At 74.3% G+C, this 15526-nt stretch carries 17 protein-coding genes; 12 read left to right on the top strand and 5 right to left on the bottom strand.

What is annotated here, in order from left to right; all coding sequences use genetic code 11:
* The 5 genes from AC1DT4_RS19560 to AC1DT4_RS19540 all read left to right on the top strand — a co-directional run.
* On the top strand, positions 1-1520 hold a 1520-nt coding region (locus tag AC1DT4_RS19560; RefSeq protein ID WP_477091425.1), incomplete at its 5' end, for an AMP-binding protein.
* Positions 1517-2512 (top strand): NAD-dependent epimerase/dehydratase family protein, encoded by a 996-nt coding sequence (locus AC1DT4_RS19555; protein WP_477091424.1) that lies wholly within the window; start codon positions 1517-1519, stop codon positions 2510-2512. The genes AC1DT4_RS19560 and AC1DT4_RS19555, both read left to right, overlap by 4 nt.
* 9 nt (positions 2513-2521) lie before the next feature.
* A complete protein-coding gene (locus tag AC1DT4_RS19550; protein ID WP_477091423.1) occupies positions 2522-3637 on the top strand; it encodes a histidinol-phosphate transaminase in 1116 nt (371 codons plus the stop codon).
* Positions 3634-4245, top strand: a complete 612-nt coding sequence (gene hisB, locus AC1DT4_RS19545; RefSeq protein ID WP_477091422.1) for an imidazoleglycerol-phosphate dehydratase HisB — start codon at positions 3634-3636, stop codon at positions 4243-4245. Before AC1DT4_RS19550 ends, hisB begins: the two co-directional genes overlap by 4 nt.
* On the top strand, positions 4245-4733 hold the full coding sequence (locus tag AC1DT4_RS19540; RefSeq protein ID WP_477091421.1) for a hypothetical protein: 489 nt from the start codon (positions 4245-4247) through the stop codon (positions 4731-4733). Before hisB ends, AC1DT4_RS19540 begins: the two co-directional genes overlap by 1 nt.
* Positions 4734-4741: 8 nt before the next feature.
* Here the strand turns inward: AC1DT4_RS19540 and AC1DT4_RS19535 are convergent, their stop codons facing one another.
* Positions 4742-5419, bottom strand: a complete 678-nt coding sequence (locus tag AC1DT4_RS19535) for a hypothetical protein (protein ID WP_477091420.1) — start codon at positions 5417-5419, stop codon at positions 4742-4744.
* Between the two features lie 230 nt (positions 5420-5649).
* On the opposite strand from AC1DT4_RS19535, the gene AC1DT4_RS19530 reads away from it, so the two are divergent.
* The 5 genes from AC1DT4_RS19530 (at position 5650) to AC1DT4_RS19510 (ending at position 10706) form a co-directional block, all read left to right on the top strand.
* Positions 5650-7290: a cellulase family glycosylhydrolase gene (locus tag AC1DT4_RS19530; protein ID WP_477091419.1), complete on the top strand. Its 1641-nt coding sequence runs from the start codon at positions 5650-5652 to the stop codon at positions 7288-7290.
* A gap of 71 nt (positions 7291-7361) precedes the next feature.
* On the top strand, positions 7362-8507 hold the full coding sequence (locus tag AC1DT4_RS19525) for a GH12 family glycosyl hydrolase domain-containing protein (protein ID WP_477091418.1): 1146 nt from the start codon (positions 7362-7364) through the stop codon (positions 8505-8507).
* 83 nt (positions 8508-8590) lie between these two features.
* Positions 8591-9241: a type 1 glutamine amidotransferase family protein gene (locus tag AC1DT4_RS19520; protein WP_477091417.1), complete on the top strand. Its 651-nt coding sequence runs from the start codon at positions 8591-8593 to the stop codon at positions 9239-9241.
* A complete protein-coding gene (gene priA / locus AC1DT4_RS19515) occupies positions 9238-9978 on the top strand; it encodes a bifunctional 1-(5-phosphoribosyl)-5-((5-phosphoribosylamino)methylideneamino)imidazole-4-carboxamide isomerase/phosphoribosylanthranilate isomerase PriA (protein ID WP_477091416.1) in 741 nt (246 codons plus the stop codon). The genes AC1DT4_RS19520 and priA overlap by 4 nt, the downstream gene beginning before the upstream one ends.
* On the top strand, positions 9975-10706 hold the full coding sequence (locus AC1DT4_RS19510) for an SseB family protein (protein ID WP_477091415.1): 732 nt from the start codon (positions 9975-9977) through the stop codon (positions 10704-10706). The genes priA and AC1DT4_RS19510 overlap by 4 nt, the downstream gene beginning before the upstream one ends.
* On the opposite strand, the gene AC1DT4_RS19505 is transcribed toward AC1DT4_RS19510, so the two are convergent.
* From AC1DT4_RS19505 to AC1DT4_RS19495, 3 genes are read right to left on the bottom strand one after another with little or no spacing between them, the layout of a single operon-like run.
* Positions 10703-11113 carry a spore germination protein GerW family protein gene (locus tag AC1DT4_RS19505; RefSeq protein WP_477091414.1) on the bottom strand — a complete coding sequence of 137 codons (411 nt, stop codon included), beginning with the start codon at positions 11111-11113 and terminating at the stop codon, positions 10703-10705. The two genes, AC1DT4_RS19510 and AC1DT4_RS19505, sit on opposite strands and share 4 nt — an antisense overlap.
* Before the next feature lie 16 nt (positions 11114-11129).
* The gene (locus AC1DT4_RS19500; protein WP_477091413.1) at positions 11130-11855 is read right to left on the bottom strand and encodes a S1C family serine protease; all 726 of its coding nucleotides are present in this window, start codon (positions 11853-11855) and stop codon (positions 11130-11132) included.
* Positions 11852-12502, bottom strand: a complete 651-nt coding sequence (locus AC1DT4_RS19495) for a hypothetical protein (RefSeq protein ID WP_477091412.1) — start codon at positions 12500-12502, stop codon at positions 11852-11854. The genes AC1DT4_RS19500 and AC1DT4_RS19495 overlap by 4 nt, the downstream gene beginning before the upstream one ends.
* Before the next feature lie 116 nt (positions 12503-12618).
* Here AC1DT4_RS19495 and AC1DT4_RS19490 point away from each other — a divergent pair, with 116 nt between their 5' ends.
* A complete protein-coding gene (locus AC1DT4_RS19490) occupies positions 12619-13917 on the top strand; it encodes an MFS transporter (protein ID WP_477091411.1) in 1299 nt (432 codons plus the stop codon).
* Here the strand turns inward: AC1DT4_RS19490 and AC1DT4_RS19485 are convergent.
* Positions 13898-14257: a DUF1844 domain-containing protein gene (locus tag AC1DT4_RS19485; RefSeq protein ID WP_370505280.1), complete on the bottom strand. Its 360-nt coding sequence runs from the start codon at positions 14255-14257 to the stop codon at positions 13898-13900. The two genes, AC1DT4_RS19490 and AC1DT4_RS19485, sit on opposite strands and share 20 nt — an antisense overlap.
* Before the next feature lie 277 nt (positions 14258-14534).
* Here AC1DT4_RS19485 and infC point away from each other — a divergent pair.
* On the top strand, positions 14535-15526 hold a 992-nt coding region (infC, locus tag AC1DT4_RS19480), incomplete at its 3' end, for a translation initiation factor IF-3 (RefSeq protein WP_477091410.1).

Raw genomic sequence — 15526 nt, 5'->3', positions numbered from 1 at the left:
CGACCTGGGCCGCGCTCGCAGCGCGTACCGACCAGCTGGCCCGCGGCCTGGCGGCGAGCGGGGTGCGGCCGGGCGACCGGGTCGCGCTCCTGGTCCCGCCGGGCGTCGACCTCACGTCGGTGCTGTACGCGTGCCTGCGCCTCGGTGCGGTCGTCGTCGTCGCCGACGCCGGGCTCGGCGTCCACGGGCTGACCCGTGCGGTCCGGGCCGCCGAGCCGACCGTCGTAATCGGCATCGAGCGCGCGCTCGTCGCGGCGCGGTGGCTGCAGTGGGCGCCGACGCTGGTCAGCGCCGGACCCCTGCGCGCGGGCGTGCGTCGGGCGCTCGGCGTCAGCTGGTCCCTCGACGAGCTCGCCGCCCTCGGGCGCGCCTCGACCGAGGACCTGCCGTGGCCCGACGCCGACGCCGACGCCGCGGTGCTCTTCACCTCGGGCTCGACCGGTCCCGCCAAGGGCGTCGCGTACACGCACCGCCGCCTCGCGGCCATGCGCGACGTGGTCGCCCGCACCTACGGCATCGGGCCRGACAGCCCGCTGGTCGCGGCGTTCGCGCCGTTCGTGCTCCTCGGCCCCGCGCTCGGCGCGACCAGCGCCAGCCCGGACATGGACGTCACCGCGCCCGGCACGCTCACCGCGCAGGCGCTCGCGCAGGCCGTGCGCGCCATCGACGCCGCGGTGGTCTTCGCCTCGCCGGCGGCGCTGCGGTCGGTGGTCCGCACCGCCGACGGCTCGGAGCGGGCGGCCCTCGCCCAGGTGCGGCTGTTCCTCTCGGCGGGCGCCCCGGTGAGCCGCGAGCTGCTGGAGGCGGCGGCGGACCTGATGCCGGGAGCCGAGGCCCACACGCCGTACGGGATGACCGAGGCGCTCGTCGTCGCCGACGTGTCGCTCGCGGAGCTGCGCGCGACCGACGACGGGAACGGCGTCTGCGTCGGGCGTCCGGTGGCGGGCGTCCGGGTGGCGATCAGCGCGCTCGGCGCGGACGGTGACGCCACGGGTGCGCCGGACCGGACCCCGGGCGTCACTGGCGAGGTGCTCGTCGCCGCGCCGCACGTGAAGGAGCGATACGACGCCCTCTGGCTCACCGAGCAGGCGGCCGCGCGGGACGCCGGCTGGCACCGGACCGGTGACGTCGGGCACCTCGACGACGACGGCCGGCTCTGGATCGAGGGGCGGCTCGCGCACGTGCTGGTGACGCCGGCCGGCGTCCGCACGCCGGTCGGGCTGGAGCAGCGGGTGCAGGCCGTCCCCGGCGTGGTCGCGGCGGCCGTCGTCGGGGTCGGGCCGCGGGGCGCCCAGCAGGTCGTGGTCGTCGTGCAGCCGGAGGTCTTCTCGCACGGCCCGGTGGTCGCGGAGCCGGCCCTGGCGGCGACCGTGCGGGCCGCCCTCGACGGCACCGAGGTCGCCGCCGTGCTGGTGGTGGAGCTGCTGCCCACGGACGTCCGGCACAGCTCCAAGGTCGACCGGACCCGCGTCGCGGCGTGGGCCGAGGGCGTGCTGGCAGGGGAGCGGGCGAGACTGTGACCCGCGTCCTGGTCACCGGCGCGAGCGGCATGCTCGGGCGGGCTGTCGCCGAGCGCCTGGTCGCGGACGGGCACCACGTCCGCGCGCTCCAGCGCAGCCCGTCCCGCGTCGACGGCGCGGACGACGTCGCGGGCTCGGTCACCGACCCGGACGTGGTGCGCGCCGCGCTCGACGGCCGGGAGGCGGTGGTCCACCTGGCGGCCAAGGTGACGATCACCGGGCCGTACGCCGAGTTCGAGGCCGTGAACGTCGGGGGCACCCGCCTCCTGCTCGACGAGGCCGCCGTTGCCGGCGTCGGGCGGTTCGTGCACGTCTCGTCGCCGTCCGTGGCGCACCTGGGCCGGTCGCTGGCCGGTGCGGGAGCCGGCCCGGCCGACCCCGTGCACGCCCGCGGCCACTACGCCCGGACGAAGGCCGCGGCCGAGCTCCTCGCGCTCGCGGCGCACGACCCGGGCGGCCTGCGCGTGATCGTCGTCCGGCCACACGTCGTCTGGGGGCCGGGGGACACCCAGCTGGTCGGGCGGATCGTGGACCGGGCGCGCGCGGGCCGGCTGCCCCTGCTCGGCCAGGGTGCCGCCCTCATCGACACCACCTACGTGGACAACGCCGTCGACGCCCTGGTGGCGGCGCTGCACGCGGGCGCGGCCGCCTACGGGGAGCCCTACGTCGTCACCAACGGCGAGCCGCGGCCGGTCGTCGAGCTGCTCGCGGGCATCTGCACGGCGTGCGGGGTGCCGGTGCCCCGTCGTCGTGTCCCCGCGTCCGTGGCGCGCGGGGCCGGCTCGGTGCTGGACGCGGCGTGGCGGACGCTGCCCCTGCCGGGTGAGCCGCCGCTGACGCGGTTCGTGGCCGAGCAGCTGTCCACCGCGCACTGGTTCGACCAGCGGCGCACGCGGGAGGCTCTCGGCTGGGCGCCCGCCGTCAGCCTCGACGAGGGCCTCGCCCGTCTGGCGGACTGGACGGCGCGGCAGGCGTCGCCCGTCGCTCCCTAGACTCGGCACGTGACTGCTGATCTCCTGCGCGGCGCGCTACCGCTGCGTCCCGACCTCGTCGGCCTCGAGCCGTACGGCGCCCCCCAGCTGGACGTGCCGCACCTGCTCAACGTCAACGAGAACCCGTACGCGCCCGCGCCCGACGTGGTGGCTGACATCGCCGCCGCCGTGGCCGAGGCGGCGCACGGCCTGAACCGCTACCCGGACCGCGACTTCGACGCCCTGCGCAGCGACCTGGCCGGGTACCTGCTGGTCGAGTCCGGGGTCGCGCTCGCCACCGAGCAGGTCTGGGCGGCCAACGGGTCGAACGAGATCATGCTGCACGTGCTGCAGGCGTTCGGCGGCCCGGGCCGCACGGTCCTGTCGTTCGCGCCGACGTACTCGATGTACCCGGAGTACGCGCGCGACACGTTCACCGACTGGGTCGCCGGTCGACGCGAGGAGGACTTCGGGCTCGACCCCGACGTCGCGCGCGCGACGATCGCCGAGCACGCACCGTCCGTCGTGCTCCTGGCCAGCCCGAACAACCCGACCGGCACGGCCCTGCCGGCCCGGACGGTGCTCGCGGTGCTCGACGCCGCGGCGGCCGTGCCGGGCGGCTGCGTGGTCGTCGTCGACGAGGCCTACGGCGAGTTCCGCCGCGCGGGCACCCCGTCGGCCCTCGAGCTGCTGGCCGACCACCCGCACCTGGCGGTCAGCCGGACCATGTCCAAGGCGTTCGGCCTCGCCGGCGCCCGGGTCGGCTACCTCGCCGCCGCGCCCGCCCTGGTCGACGCCCTGCGCGTGGTCCGCCTGCCGTACCACCTGTCGGCCGTGACGCAGGCGGTCGCCCGCGCCGCGCTGCGCCACGCGCCCGCGCTGATGGCGCAGGTGGGCTCGCTGCGCGGCGAGCGCGACGACCTGGTCGGGTGGCTGCGCGGGCGCGGGCTGACCGTCGCGGACTCCGACGCGAACTTCGTGCTGTTCGGGATGTTCGACGACCGGCACGCGATCTGGCAGGGTCTGCTCGACCGGGGCGTGCTGATCCGCGAGGTCGGTCCAGACGGATGGCTGCGGGTGTCGGTCGGCACCCCGGACGACATGGTGGCGTTCAAGGACGCCCTGGTGGAGGTGGCTGGACTGTGAGTGCTCGCCAGGCCCGGACCGCGCGCATCGAGCGCGCGACCAGCGAGTCGAGCGTGCTCGTCGAGCTCGACCTCGACGGCACCGGCCGCACCGACATCTCGACGACCGTGCCCTTCTACGACCACATGCTCACGGCCCTGGGCAAGCACTCCCTGATCGACCTCACGGTCAAGGCCACGGGCGACACGGACATCGACGCGCACCACACGGTCGAGGACGTCGCCATCACGATCGGCGAGGCGCTGCGGCAGGCGCTGGGCGACAAGCGCGGGATCTCGCGGTTCGGCGACGCGACCGTGCCCCTCGACGAGGCCCTGGCCCAGGCCGTCGTCGACGTGTCCGGCCGGCCCTACCTCGTGCACACGGGCGAGCCTCCCGGCCAGGAGTACCACCTGATCGGCGGCCACTTCACGGGGTCGCTGACCCGGCACGTCCTCGAGTCGATCGCGCACCACGCCGCGTTCAGCATCCACGTCCGCGTGCTGGCCGGCCGCGACCCGCACCACATCGTCGAGGCGCAGTTCAAGGCCCTCGCGCGAGCGCTGCGCTTCGCCGTCGCGCTCGACCCGCGGGTGGACGGGATCCCGTCGACGAAGGGCGCGCTGTGATGGCGGACGACCTGCCCGACGACTTCGAGGTCCCCGACGACCTCTCCTCGCTCCTGGACGGCCCCGACGAGGAGCCGTCGGTCGCCCTGGTGATCACGCAGGTCGCGGTGCCCGCGCCGCTCGCGGCCGCGTGCGCGATCTCCAAGGTCGGCGTCGACGTGGTGCCGACGGAGATCGGCGCGATCGCGGTCCTGCGCGACCCGCGCGCCGCGGCCGAGGGCGCCGGCGCGATCTCGAAGCTTCTCCGGACGCTGCCGGTCGTGCTGCTCGAGCGGCGCGAGGGTCAGATCACGGCGACCCGCTGGACCGCGGGGGAGCGCGGCGACAAGCTCCCCGCCGGTCTGGTCCTGTCCGACGCGCCCGCCGTGCTCGAGGACCTGCTGCTCGGCTCCGTCCAGGCGGGGGACCTCGACGGCGTCGTCACGAGCGTCGGGATGTCGCGCTGGCAGGCGATGCGCACGATCGCGAGCTCGGCCAAGAAGAAGTAGCCCAGATCTCAGCTGCCGGACGAGAGCGTGCACGTCTTGCCGCCGAGGTCGGACAGTGCGTCCGCAAGCGTCGCCCCCTTCGCCGTCGCGTCTGCGCCGGCGGGTGTCTCGTTGAGTGACCGGATCTCGTCGAGAGTGAGCTCGTCGCCGTATGTCGCCACCTGCGGTGTGACCGATGCCAGCGCTGCGACCGTCGCGGTGGCCGCGTCGACGACGGCATCGCGCTGCGCCACGAGGCGCGGCGGTGCATCGACGGCTTGCAGCCGTTGGCTCTGGCGCGCGATCGCCTCGCCCTGGGCGTCGAGCAACGCCGTGATCGCGGTCGCGGCGTAGACCGGGCCGCCCGGGCCCAGCTCCGGCAGAGGCAGGGTGGCGCTCGCGGTGATCTGGCTGCAGGCACTCTGCGCCAGAGCGCGATACTCGCCCTCCGCCCTCGCGATGTCCTCGCGCGAGCTCACCTGCCACCAGATGAAGGCGAGGACGACCGCCAGCACGACGCCGCCGCTGATGACGAACGTCTTGGCGTGCACTCCGTTGTCGACGCGGTTGTCGATCTTTCGGGCACGCACGTGCTCCTGGTTGATGCGCGTCGTGTTGTGCGAGGACTCGGCTCTCGTCCGCGCGTCGACCTGCTCGCTGATCTTCGGTTCCGGTAGCCCGTTCTCGGGCGTCAGTGGAGTGCCCATGCGCAGGAGGAGTGCGCGGCGCCACCCCTGATACGGCCCCGGTCGGGCTCTCCCGAGCGACGAGGTTTCGCGGTACAGAACGGAAACGTTTAGCCGCTCGCCGGGATGCCGGCGCCGGTGCTTGCATGACGGGCACCGGACGCCCCCGTCCGTCCCGCCGCCCGCGTCGACGCCGACGCGGCGCGCCGTGACCGGCGGGTGGGGGAGTCCTCCGTCTCCGGGGAGCTCTCATGACACGCACTCGACGCAGCCTGCTCGGCCGCCTGCTCGGCGTCCTCGCGGTCGTCGCCCTCGCCGTCGGCACGGTCGTGGCGACCACGCAGAGCAGCGCGGTCGCGGCGGCGAACGGCACCGGGTCCGGCTACCTCAGCACGCGGGGCAACCAGATCGTCGACGCCACGGGCGCGACCGTCCGCCTCACCGGCATCAACTGGTTCGGCATGGAGACGGACAACAAGACGTTCCACGGCCTGTGGGCGAGCGTCACGTGGCGGTCGATGATCGACCACATGGCCCAGCTGGGCTACAACACGATCCGGGTGCCGTACGCCGGCGACGCGCTCAAGGCGGGCGCCGTCGCGACGAGCGTGAACACGAACACCAACCCGGACCTCGTCGGCCTGTCGCCCCTGCAGATCCTCGACAAGGTCGTCGACTACGCCGGCTCGCTCGGCATGCGCGTGATCCTGGACCGGCACCGCCCGAGCTCCGCCGGCCAGACCGCGCTCTGGTACACGCCCGCGGTCTCCGAGGCGAGCATGATCGCCGACTGGCAGCTGCTGGCCCGGCGCTACGCGGGCAACACGACCGTGGTCGGCGCCGACCTGTTCAACGAGCCCCACGCCGAGGGCACGTACCCCCACGGCACCGGCTCCTGCTGGGGCTGCGGCGACACCGCGCGCGACTGGCGGCTGGCCGCCGAGCGCATCGGCAATGCGGTGCACGCGGCCAACCCGAGCTGGCTCGTGCTGGTCGAGGGCGTCAGCTGCCTGGACGGCAGCAACGCGAACGTGTGGGACTCGATCCCCGACGACCCCGACGCGTGCAGCTGGTGGGGCGGGAACCTGTCGGGCGTCGCGACGAACCCCGTGCGTCTGACGGTGCCGAACAAGCTGGTGTACTCCGCGCACGACTACGGGATCTCCGTGTACGACCACCAGGACTGGTTCGACACCGCCAAGCACCCCGACTTCCCGGCCAACCTGCCGGCGGTCTGGGACCGCTACTGGGGGTTCATCTCGAAGCAGAGCATCGCGCCCGTGCTGGTCGGCGAGTTCGGCAGCACCCTGCGCGACCCGCGGGACGTGCAGTGGATGACGGCGCTCGTCAGCTACCTGCGCACCAACGGCATGTCCTTCACGTACTGGTCGTGGAACCCGGACTCGGGCGACACGGGCGGCATCGTGCAGGACGACTGGGTCACGGTGAACACGAACAAGCAGTCCATCCTCCAGCCCGCCCTGGTGCCACCGGTCGGGCCGGGCACGACGCCGACCGGCTCCCCGACGGGCAGCACGACGCCGACCCCCACTCCCTCCCCGACACCGACGACCTCGACCGGCAGCTGCACCGCGACCGTGACGATCTCGAACGCGTGGCCCACGGGCTACCAGGCCGCCGTCACGGCCAAGAACACCGGCAGCGGGTCGGTGAGCCCGTGGATGCTCTCGTTCACGGTCCCCGCCGGCGTCACGATCGGCAGCGGCTGGAACGGCACGTTCACCCAGTCGGGCACGACGGTCACCGTCACGGCGCCCACGTACAACGCCGCGCTCGCGGCGGGCGCGACGGCGAGCGTCGGGTTCACGGCCAACGGCACGTCCACCCCGGCGCCCAGCGCCGTCCGGCTCAACGGAGCCACCTGCTCCTGAGCGCAACGGCCGGGTCCCGTGCGACGGGACCCGGCCGGCAGGTCCGTGTCCGCACCGTCTGAAGGAGAGTCATGCCCCGTCGTCGCGTCCTCGCGCTGATCGCCCTGCTCGGTACGTTGCTCGGGATGTCGGGGGTCGCCGCCGCCCAGCTGGCGACCGCCGCACCCGTGCTCTGCGACCAGTACGCCAGCACGCCCATCCAGGGCGGCCGGTACATCGTCATGAACAACCGCTGGGGCACCAGCGCCACGCAGTGCATCGACGTGTCGGGCACCGGCTTCACGGTGACGCAGGCCGACGGCTCGGTCGCCACGAACGGAGCACCGAAGTCGTACCCGGCCGTGTTCTACGGCTGCCACTACTCCAGCTGCACCACCAGCGGCAACATCCTCAGCCCGAACGGCCTGCAGGCGTCCGACCCGCGGTTCGCGTCGATCTCGACCAGCGTGAGCATGACCTACCCCGGCAGCGGGACCTACGACGCGGCGTACGACATCTGGTTCAACAAGAGCCGTCCGAGCACCACCACGCAGCAGAACGACGGCGCCGAGCTCATGGTCTGGCTGAACCACACCGGGCCGATCCAGCCCATCGGCTCCAAGATCGGCACGGCCACCGTCGCCGGGGCGACCTGGGACGTGTGGTCGGGCAACACCGGCTGGAACGTCATCTCGTACGTGCGCCAGACGCCGACGTCGTCCGCCACCTTCCTGGTGAACGACTTCTGGAAGGACGTCGTCAACCGCGGCCTGGGGTCGACCAGCTGGTACCTCACGAGCATCCAGGCGGGCTTCGAGCCGTGGGTCGGCGGCGCCGGCCTGGCCGTGAACAGCTTCTCCGTGACCACGGACGGCACGCAGCCCACGCAGACCCCGACACCGACACCGACGCCGACCGGCAACCCGACCACCGGCCCGGCGGCCTGCACGGCGACCGCGGCGATCACCGGATCGTGGGGAGGCGGGTTCCAGGCGGCGGTCACGGTGAAGAACACCGGCTCGGCGACCCTGAGCCACTGGTCCGTCCGGTGGGCGTTCCCCGGCGGCCAGTCGATCAACAACCTCTGGAACGGGGTCGCCTCCCAGTCCGGCTCGACCGTCACGGTGGCGAACGCCCCGTACAACGGGCTGCTGAGCGGCGGCGCGTCGACGTCCTTCGGGTTCGTAGGCAACGGGTCCGCTCCGGGGTCGCTGGCGCTCACCTGCACCGGTTCCTGACCCGCGACCCCTGACCTGCGCCGGTCCGTCTCGCGGACCGGCGCAGGTCCGGGCGGCCCGACGGCCGCGGGTACCGTGGTCCGGTGCCCGCCCTGCCCCTCGTCGTCGTCCTCGACCACGGTCCCGACGACCACGCCCCGCTGGCCGAGGCCCTGACCCGCGCGGGCGCCCACGTCGAGATCACGGCGGACAAGCGCACGGCGCTCGCCGCCGACGGGCTGGTCGTCGCGGGGAGCAGGTCGTTCGCCGACGTCATGGCCGGCGTGCTCGCCGTGGGCGGCGACCAGGTCGTGGACCGCCGGCTCGCGGGCGGCCGCGCCGTGCTCGCGATCGGCGTCGGGATGCACGTGATGTTCGCGGCGGGTCCGGGCGCCGAGGGCCTGGGGGAGTGGCCGGGTGTCGTCGAGCCCGTGGAGCCCGCCGGCGCTGCGCCGGTCGAGGTCGCGGACGGGTCGAGGCTGTTCGCCGACCTCGACGAGGCCGAGTTCCACTTCGCGCACGCCCACGCCGCCCGGACGTTCCCGCTGCTCGACGACTGGCCCGCGGACACGCGGCTCGTCGTCCCGGTCGTCACCTGGTCGGTAGGCCCCGACCGGTACGTCGCCGCCGTCGAGAACGGCCCCCTCACCGCCCTCCAGCTGCGCCCGGAGCACTCCGGCGACGCCGGCTCCGAGGTCCTGGCCCGCTGGGTCGCGTCCCTGCCCGCCCCCGACACCCACGGAGACCACGCATGACCGACCGCCTCGAGCTGCTGCCCGCCGTCGACGTCGCCGACGGCCAGGCCGTCCGCCTGACCCAGGGCGCCGCCGGCACCGAGACCGGGTACGGCGACCCGCTGTCGGCCGCCCTCGACTGGTACGCGGGCGGTGCCGAGTGGATCCACCTGGTCGACCTCGACGCGGCCTTCGGGCGTGGCTCCAACGCGGCGCTGCTGGCGGAGGTCACGGCCGAGCTCGTCGCCAAGGGCGTCAAGGTCGAGCTCTCGGGCGGCATCCGCGACGACGCGTCGGTCGAGCGCGCGCTCGGCACCGGCGCCACGCGGGTCAACCTCGGCACGGCCGCCCTGGAGAACCCGGAATGGACCGCCCGCGTCATCGGGTCGTTCGGGGAGCAGATCGCGGTCGGCCTGGACGTGCGCGGCACCACGCTGGCCGCCCGCGGGTGGACGCAGGAGGGTGGGGACCTCTGGGAGGTGCTCGCGCGGCTCGAGGACGCCGGCTGCGCCCGGTACGTGGTGACCGACGTGAACAAGGACGGGATGCTCAACGGCCCGAACGTCGACCTCCTGCGCCAGATGTGCGAGCGGACCGACGCCCCCGTCATCGCCTCCGGCGGCGTGTCCAGCCTGGAGGACCTGCGCGTGCTGCGGACGCTCGTGCCCCTGGGGGTGGAGGGCTCGATCGTCGGCAAGGCGCTGTACGCCGGTGCGTTCACGCTGCCCGAGGCGCTGGACGTCGCCGGCCGCCCGTGACCGGTCGCGAGCTCCCGCCGTCGTCGCCCTTCGCGGGTGACGACGGCACGGCCGACGCCGCCGTCGCCGCAGCGCTCGCGGCGCTGGAGGCCGGCGCCGGCACGGTCGCGGCCGTGGTCGACGCGCTCGCGGGCACGCGCGTGCTGGTCCCCGTCCTGGCCGAGCTCGAGGTCGAGGACGTCGTCGTGCACGACGGCCACGAGCACACGGTGGACAAGGAGGCGTCCGCGGGCATCGTCGCGCTGCGGGCACCGGACGGCCGCACCGCGCTGCCGGTCTTCACCTCGGTGGCGACGATGGCGGCGTGGCGCCCGGACGCCCGGCCCGTGCCGTCGGACGTCGCGCGCGCCGCGCTGTCCGCGGTCACGGAGGGCTGGGAGGTGCTGGTGGTCGACCCCGGCGGCCCGACGACCGTGCTGGTCCCGCGGCCCGCCGTGTGGGCACTGGCCCAGCAGGAGCGGTGGCACCCCGCGGTGACGTCGGACGGGGTGGACCCCGACCTGCGCGCGGCCGTCGTCGCGGCGGTGTCGCCGGTCGTCGGCGTCGTGTCCGTCGACGCTGTGCCCGGGTCGCGCGCCGAGGTCGCCGTCGTCGTCGACCTCGTCGCGGGCCTGGACCGCGCAGGTCTCGACGCGGTGCTCACGCAGGTCAACGCCGCGGTGGCCGGCGTCGAGCTGGTGGCGACGCGCGTCGACTCGCTCGAGCTGCGGCCGCGCGCGGCGCGCTAGCGGCGGCGCTTGACCGCCCACGCGAGGGCGACCGTGCTGAGCACGAACGCGGCCACCAGCTGACCGCCCAGGATCACGCGGTTGAGGTCGAGGGCAGGCTGCCAGCGGGCGCCCGTCTCGTCGACGACGAACACGCCGACGGCCTTGACGTGCACGCCGTACCCACCGCCGCCGCCGTGCCCGACCTGGGCGCCGGCCGGCGTGTCCTCGGACTCGTGCGCGCCCGTGGCACCACGCGGTCCCACCTCGCCGGAGCCGGAGCCGGAGCCCGTACCGCCCCAGATCTTCGCGACCGGGATCACCAGGGTCCCCTCGCGCTCGTACGCGTCGCCGAACACGCGGCGGACGGTCAAGGTGTCGTTCACGGCCCGCGTGACGTCGGCGGGGTCGAAGTGCGGGATGGCCATGGGAACCTCCGGGAGCTCAGCCGGTGCAGGGTGCCGAGGGCGTGAACGACGCCCCGTCGTCCAGCATGGACCGCAGCGTGCTCACGGGCACCACAAAGCTGTGCCCGTTCGAGTCCTTGGCGTACACGACCCCGACCACGCGGCCGTCCGCGTCCAGCACGGCCGACCCCGAGCTGCCGTGCTCGACGGGGGCGTCGGTGACCAGGACCGCGCCGAGGTTCTCGTTCAGCGGGTCGGTCTCGCTGGACAGCACGTGCCCGGTGGTCACGGTGAGGGCCTGCCCGAGCGGGTAGCCGACGACGGTCACGGCGTCGCCGATGGCCGGGTCGGCGGCCGCCAGCTCCGGGAACGCCGGGAGGGCGTCCTGGGTGTGCACGATCGCGAGGTCGGCGACGTTCGCCGTGCTGGCGGCCTCGGCGGTGAGGTCCCGGCCGTCGTACGTGGAGATCTGGAGCGTCGAGGAGTCCTTCACCACGTGCCGGTTGGTGACCAGCGTGTGGTCGTCGAGCGCGAACCCCGAACCCGTCGAGAGCGTGCCGCACCCGATGTTGCGGATGCGCACCGCCATCCGCTGCGCGGCGTCGAAGCCGTCGGGCGAGAGGTTGCCGCTGGAGGTGGGCGTGGGCCGGGGCAGGTCGGTGGGGACGACGCTGGTGGGCACGGGTGCGGGCATCGCCGGGAGCATGCCGCAGCCGGCGGTCAGGACCAGGACGGCGCCCACGAGCACGGCGCTTCGCCTCATCGCTGGAGCTCGCGCTGCAGCGCCGCGTTGGCCTCGGTCGCCCGCGCGCACACCGTCTGGACGTCCGACGTGAAGCGGTCGAGGTCCGCCTGGTCGTACTGGGCGGAGTTCTGGAGGTAGCCGATGAGCCGCTGCTGGCCGTCGACGCAGGCGGCCAGCGCGGTGGCCACCTGGCCCGCCGCCTGCGACACCCGCGACTGGTAGTCCGCGAGCTGCTGCTGCGACGCGCTCGTGTCGCCCAGCCGCGCCTTCTCGTCGGCCAGCTGCGTGATCCGCTCCTGCGCGGTCGCCAGCTGCGCGCGCGTGGCGTCGAGCTCGGCCTGGTTCGCCGCGAGGTCGGCCTGCGACGTGGCGAGCTCGGTGCCGGTCGAGCGCGCGAGCGTCTCCCAGTCCTGCGCCGAGGCCTGCCACGCGTCGTTCGTCGTCAGCATGTGCGCCAGCAGCAGCCCGCCGGCGACGAGGGTGCCGACGAGAAGGACCGCGAGCACCACGGTCGTCGCGGTCGGCCGGCGCCGCCGCGGCGCCGGCTGCACCACCAGGTCTGGCCCCGCGGGGGACCAGGCCGGGGGAGCCGGGGTGATCTCCGTCACGGGCTGCTGCGCCGCCGGGGGCGGGTAGGCGCTCGCGCGGGGGTCGTCGGACTGCATCGCCCCAGGATAGGAGGCCTTCCTGGGTCGGCCGGCCCGTCGACGAGGCCCGGTGTGCCCGGGCGCGGGCGAAAAACACGGCGGGAGCGCCGACGCCCAGCGGTGACAATCATCGGATGCCCTCGACGACCTACGGAGCCGTGCTGCGCCTGCCCGGCGTCGCGCGCCTCTTCGTCGTCTCCTTCGTCGCCCGCATCCCGGCGGCGATGGTCGGGGTCGTCCTCACGCTCCACGTCGTCTCGGCGCTCGACCGCGGCTACGCCCAGGCCGGGGTCGTGGTGGGCGCCGCGACGGTCGGCATGGCCCTCGGTGCGCCCTGGCGCGGCCGCCTCGTGGACAAGCTCGGGCTGCGCCGGGCGATCGCCCCGTCGGTCGCCGTCGAGTCCGCCGTCTGGCTCGCGGCACCGCACCTGACGTTCGAGCTGCTCATCGGCGCCGCGTTCGTCGCCGGGCTGTTCCTCGTGCCCGTGTTCTCCGTGAGCCGGCAGTCCCTCGCGGTCCTCGTCCCGATCCAGCACCAGCGGGCGGCGTTCGCGCTCGACTCGGTCGCCGTCGAGCTGACGTTCATGCTCTCGCCGGTGGTCGGCGTCCTGCTGGCCACGCAGGCGTCCACCTCGCTCGCGCTCACCGTGGTCGGCGCGCTGACCGTGGGCGCCGGGGTGCTCCTCATGTGGGCGAACCCCCCGACGCGCAGCCTGCTTCCCGCCGGACCCGCCCCCGAGCTCCCGAAGGGCCGGCTGCTCACGCCCGCGCTCGTCGTGGTCCTGCTCGCGGCAGTCGCCGCGGCCTTCGTGCTCGTCGGCACGGACGTCTCGCTCGTCGCCACGCTCAACGACTCGGGCCGCTCGGCGGACATCGGCTGGATGATCGCCCTGTGGGCCGCCGGCTCGGTGGTCGGGGGCCTGGTCCACGGGGCCACGCACCGCAACCCGTCGCCGCTCGTGCTCGTCGCGATCCTGGCCCTGGCCACCGTGCCCGCCGCCCTCGCGACCGGTCAGGTGTGGCTGGCCGTCGCGGTCGTCGTCGCCGGCCTGCCGTGCGCGCCCGCGCTGTCGTCCATCAACGCGACGCTCGTGCGCCTCGCGCCCGAGCACCGCCGCGGCGAGGTCATGGGCTGGAGCGGCACGATGTCGACGGTCGGCAACGCGCTCGGCGCACCCCTGTGCGGCGCCGTGATCGACCGCGCGACGCCCGGTGCCGGGTTCCTCACCGCCGCGGTCGTCGGCGGGGGACTGGCCGTGGGCGGGCTCGCGGTGCTGGCCGTCGTCCGTCGTCGTGGCGCCGCCGACGAGGTGCCGCCCGACGAGCGGCCCGTCCCGCGGCACGTCCCGTCCGCGCGGCGTCGCGTGCGACTGGTGCGGCGCCGCGGTGCGGGAGCGCCCCGGCGCGCGCGGGTCAGACGACCGAGCCGGTGAACTTCTCCCCGGGCCCCTCGCCGGGCGCGTCGGGGAAGGGGGACGCCTCGCGGAACGCCAGCTGGAGCGAGCGCAGGCCGTCGCGCAGCGATCGGGCGTGCTGGTTGCCGATGTCGGGTGCCGAGGCCGTGACCAGCGCGGCGAGCGCGGTGATGAGCTTGCGGGCCTCGTCCAGGTCCAGGAAGTCGGCGCCCGCCCCGGTCGGGCCGTCCTCGGCGAGGCCGCACTTCACTGCGGCGGCGCTCATGAGGTGGACAGCGGCGGTCGTGATGACCTCGACGGCGGCGACGTCCGCGATGTCGCGGGTGGCTGCGGTCGTGGGGTCGGTGCTCTCGCTCATGTGCCCGATCCTCTCATCGGCCGTTCACCGGTCGTGCCCGCCCTCCCCGGCGCCGGTTCGGGTGCACCGTCCTTCTCTGGTAGTCTTGGCAGTCGACTGACCTGGGCTGTGGCCCGCTGCCTTCACGGAGAGATCCGGGAGGACGGCGGACGACGGACCAGGCGCACAAGTGGAGCTTCTCCCACCTGGGCCTCGACCGTTCGGTGCGTTGGATGCGCATCGACGACAGAGACCGGGTCACAGTCCGCACCGGACGGCGCCAGCCGATCCCGGTGACGTGTTCCTGGCCACGGCCGAGGCACGTCGCGGACCTCGAGGCCTCCTCCTGTGCTCAGGACGGGGGCCTTCCTCGTTCCTGACGGTCCGCCACGACGAACCTGAGGAGCACCACATCAGCGAGCCCCGCATCAACGATCGGATCCGCGTCGCCGAGGTCCGCCTGGTCGGCCCCAACGGCGAGCAGGTCGGCATCGTCCGCGTGGAGGACGCACTGCGCCTGGCCCAGGACGCTGACCTCGACCTTGTCGAGGTCGCCCCTGACGCTCGTCCGCCCGTCTGCAAGATCATGGACTACGGCAAGTTCAAGTACGAAGCAGACATGAAGGCCCGCGAGGCCCGGCGGAACCAGACCAACACGGTCCTCAAGGAGATCCGCTTCCGGCTGAAGATCGACCCGCACGACTACGGCACCAAGAAGGGCCACGTCGAGCGGTTCCTCACGGCCGGCGACAAGGTCAAGGTCATGATCATGTTCCGCGGCCGCGAGCAGTCGCGCCCCGAGATGGGTGTGCGCCTGCTGCAGCGGCTGGCCGACGACGTGTCGGAGCTCGGCTTCATCGAGAGCATGCCCAAGCAGGACGGGCGCAACATGATCATGGTGCTCGGCCCGAACAAGAAGAAGGCCGACCAGAAGCAGGAGCAGCGCCGTGCGGCGCAGGCTGCTGCTGCCCGTGAGCAGAACGCTGCGGCGGCCGCTGCTGCCGCTGCCGCGGCGGCGAACCCCGACGCGGCCCAGCCGGTCGTCGAGGCGCCCGCCCCGGTCGAGGCGCCGGCCGTCGTCGAGACGCCCGCTGTCGAGACCCCGGCCGCCGTCGAGTCGCCGGCTGTCGACGAGGCCGCCGTCGAGACGCCCGCGGTCGACGAGGCCGTCGTCGAGGCGCCTGCCGCTGTGGAGGCGCCCGCCGAGGTCAAGGCCGCGCCGGCCGCTGCTCGACCCGCCGCGGCCCCGCGCCCGGCGACCACGCGTCCTGCTGCACCGCGACCGACGCC

It is taken from the genome of Cellulomonas sp. P4_D11, from assembly GCF_056401915.1.
This window is presented reverse-complemented; position numbering and strand designations above follow the sequence as displayed.

Coding starts and splice junctions, on each gene's coding strand:
- AC1DT4_RS19500 (WP_477091413.1), bottom strand. CDS start 11,855: ATGAGGCGAAGCGCCGTGCTCGTGGGCGCCGTCCTGGTCCTGACCGCC.
- AC1DT4_RS19495 (WP_477091412.1), bottom strand. CDS start 12,502: ATGCAGTCCGACGACCCCCGCGCGAGCGCCTACCCGCCCCCGGCGGCG.
- AC1DT4_RS19535 (WP_477091420.1), bottom strand. CDS start 5,419: ATGGGCACTCCACTGACGCCCGAGAACGGGCTACCGGAACCGAAGATC.
- AC1DT4_RS19530 (WP_477091419.1), top strand. CDS start 5,650: ATGACACGCACTCGACGCAGCCTGCTCGGCCGCCTGCTCGGCGTCCTC.
- AC1DT4_RS19505 (WP_477091414.1), bottom strand. CDS start 11,113: ATGGCCATCCCGCACTTCGACCCCGCCGACGTCACGCGGGCCGTGAAC.
- priA (WP_477091416.1), top strand. CDS start 9,238: ATGACCGACCGCCTCGAGCTGCTGCCCGCCGTCGACGTCGCCGACGGC.
- AC1DT4_RS19525 (WP_477091418.1), top strand. CDS start 7,362: ATGCCCCGTCGTCGCGTCCTCGCGCTGATCGCCCTGCTCGGTACGTTG.
- AC1DT4_RS19490 (WP_477091411.1), top strand. CDS start 12,619: ATGCCCTCGACGACCTACGGAGCCGTGCTGCGCCTGCCCGGCGTCGCG.
- AC1DT4_RS19540 (WP_477091421.1), top strand. CDS start 4,245: ATGGCGGACGACCTGCCCGACGACTTCGAGGTCCCCGACGACCTCTCC.
- AC1DT4_RS19485 (WP_370505280.1), bottom strand. CDS start 14,257: ATGAGCGAGAGCACCGACCCCACGACCGCAGCCACCCGCGACATCGCG.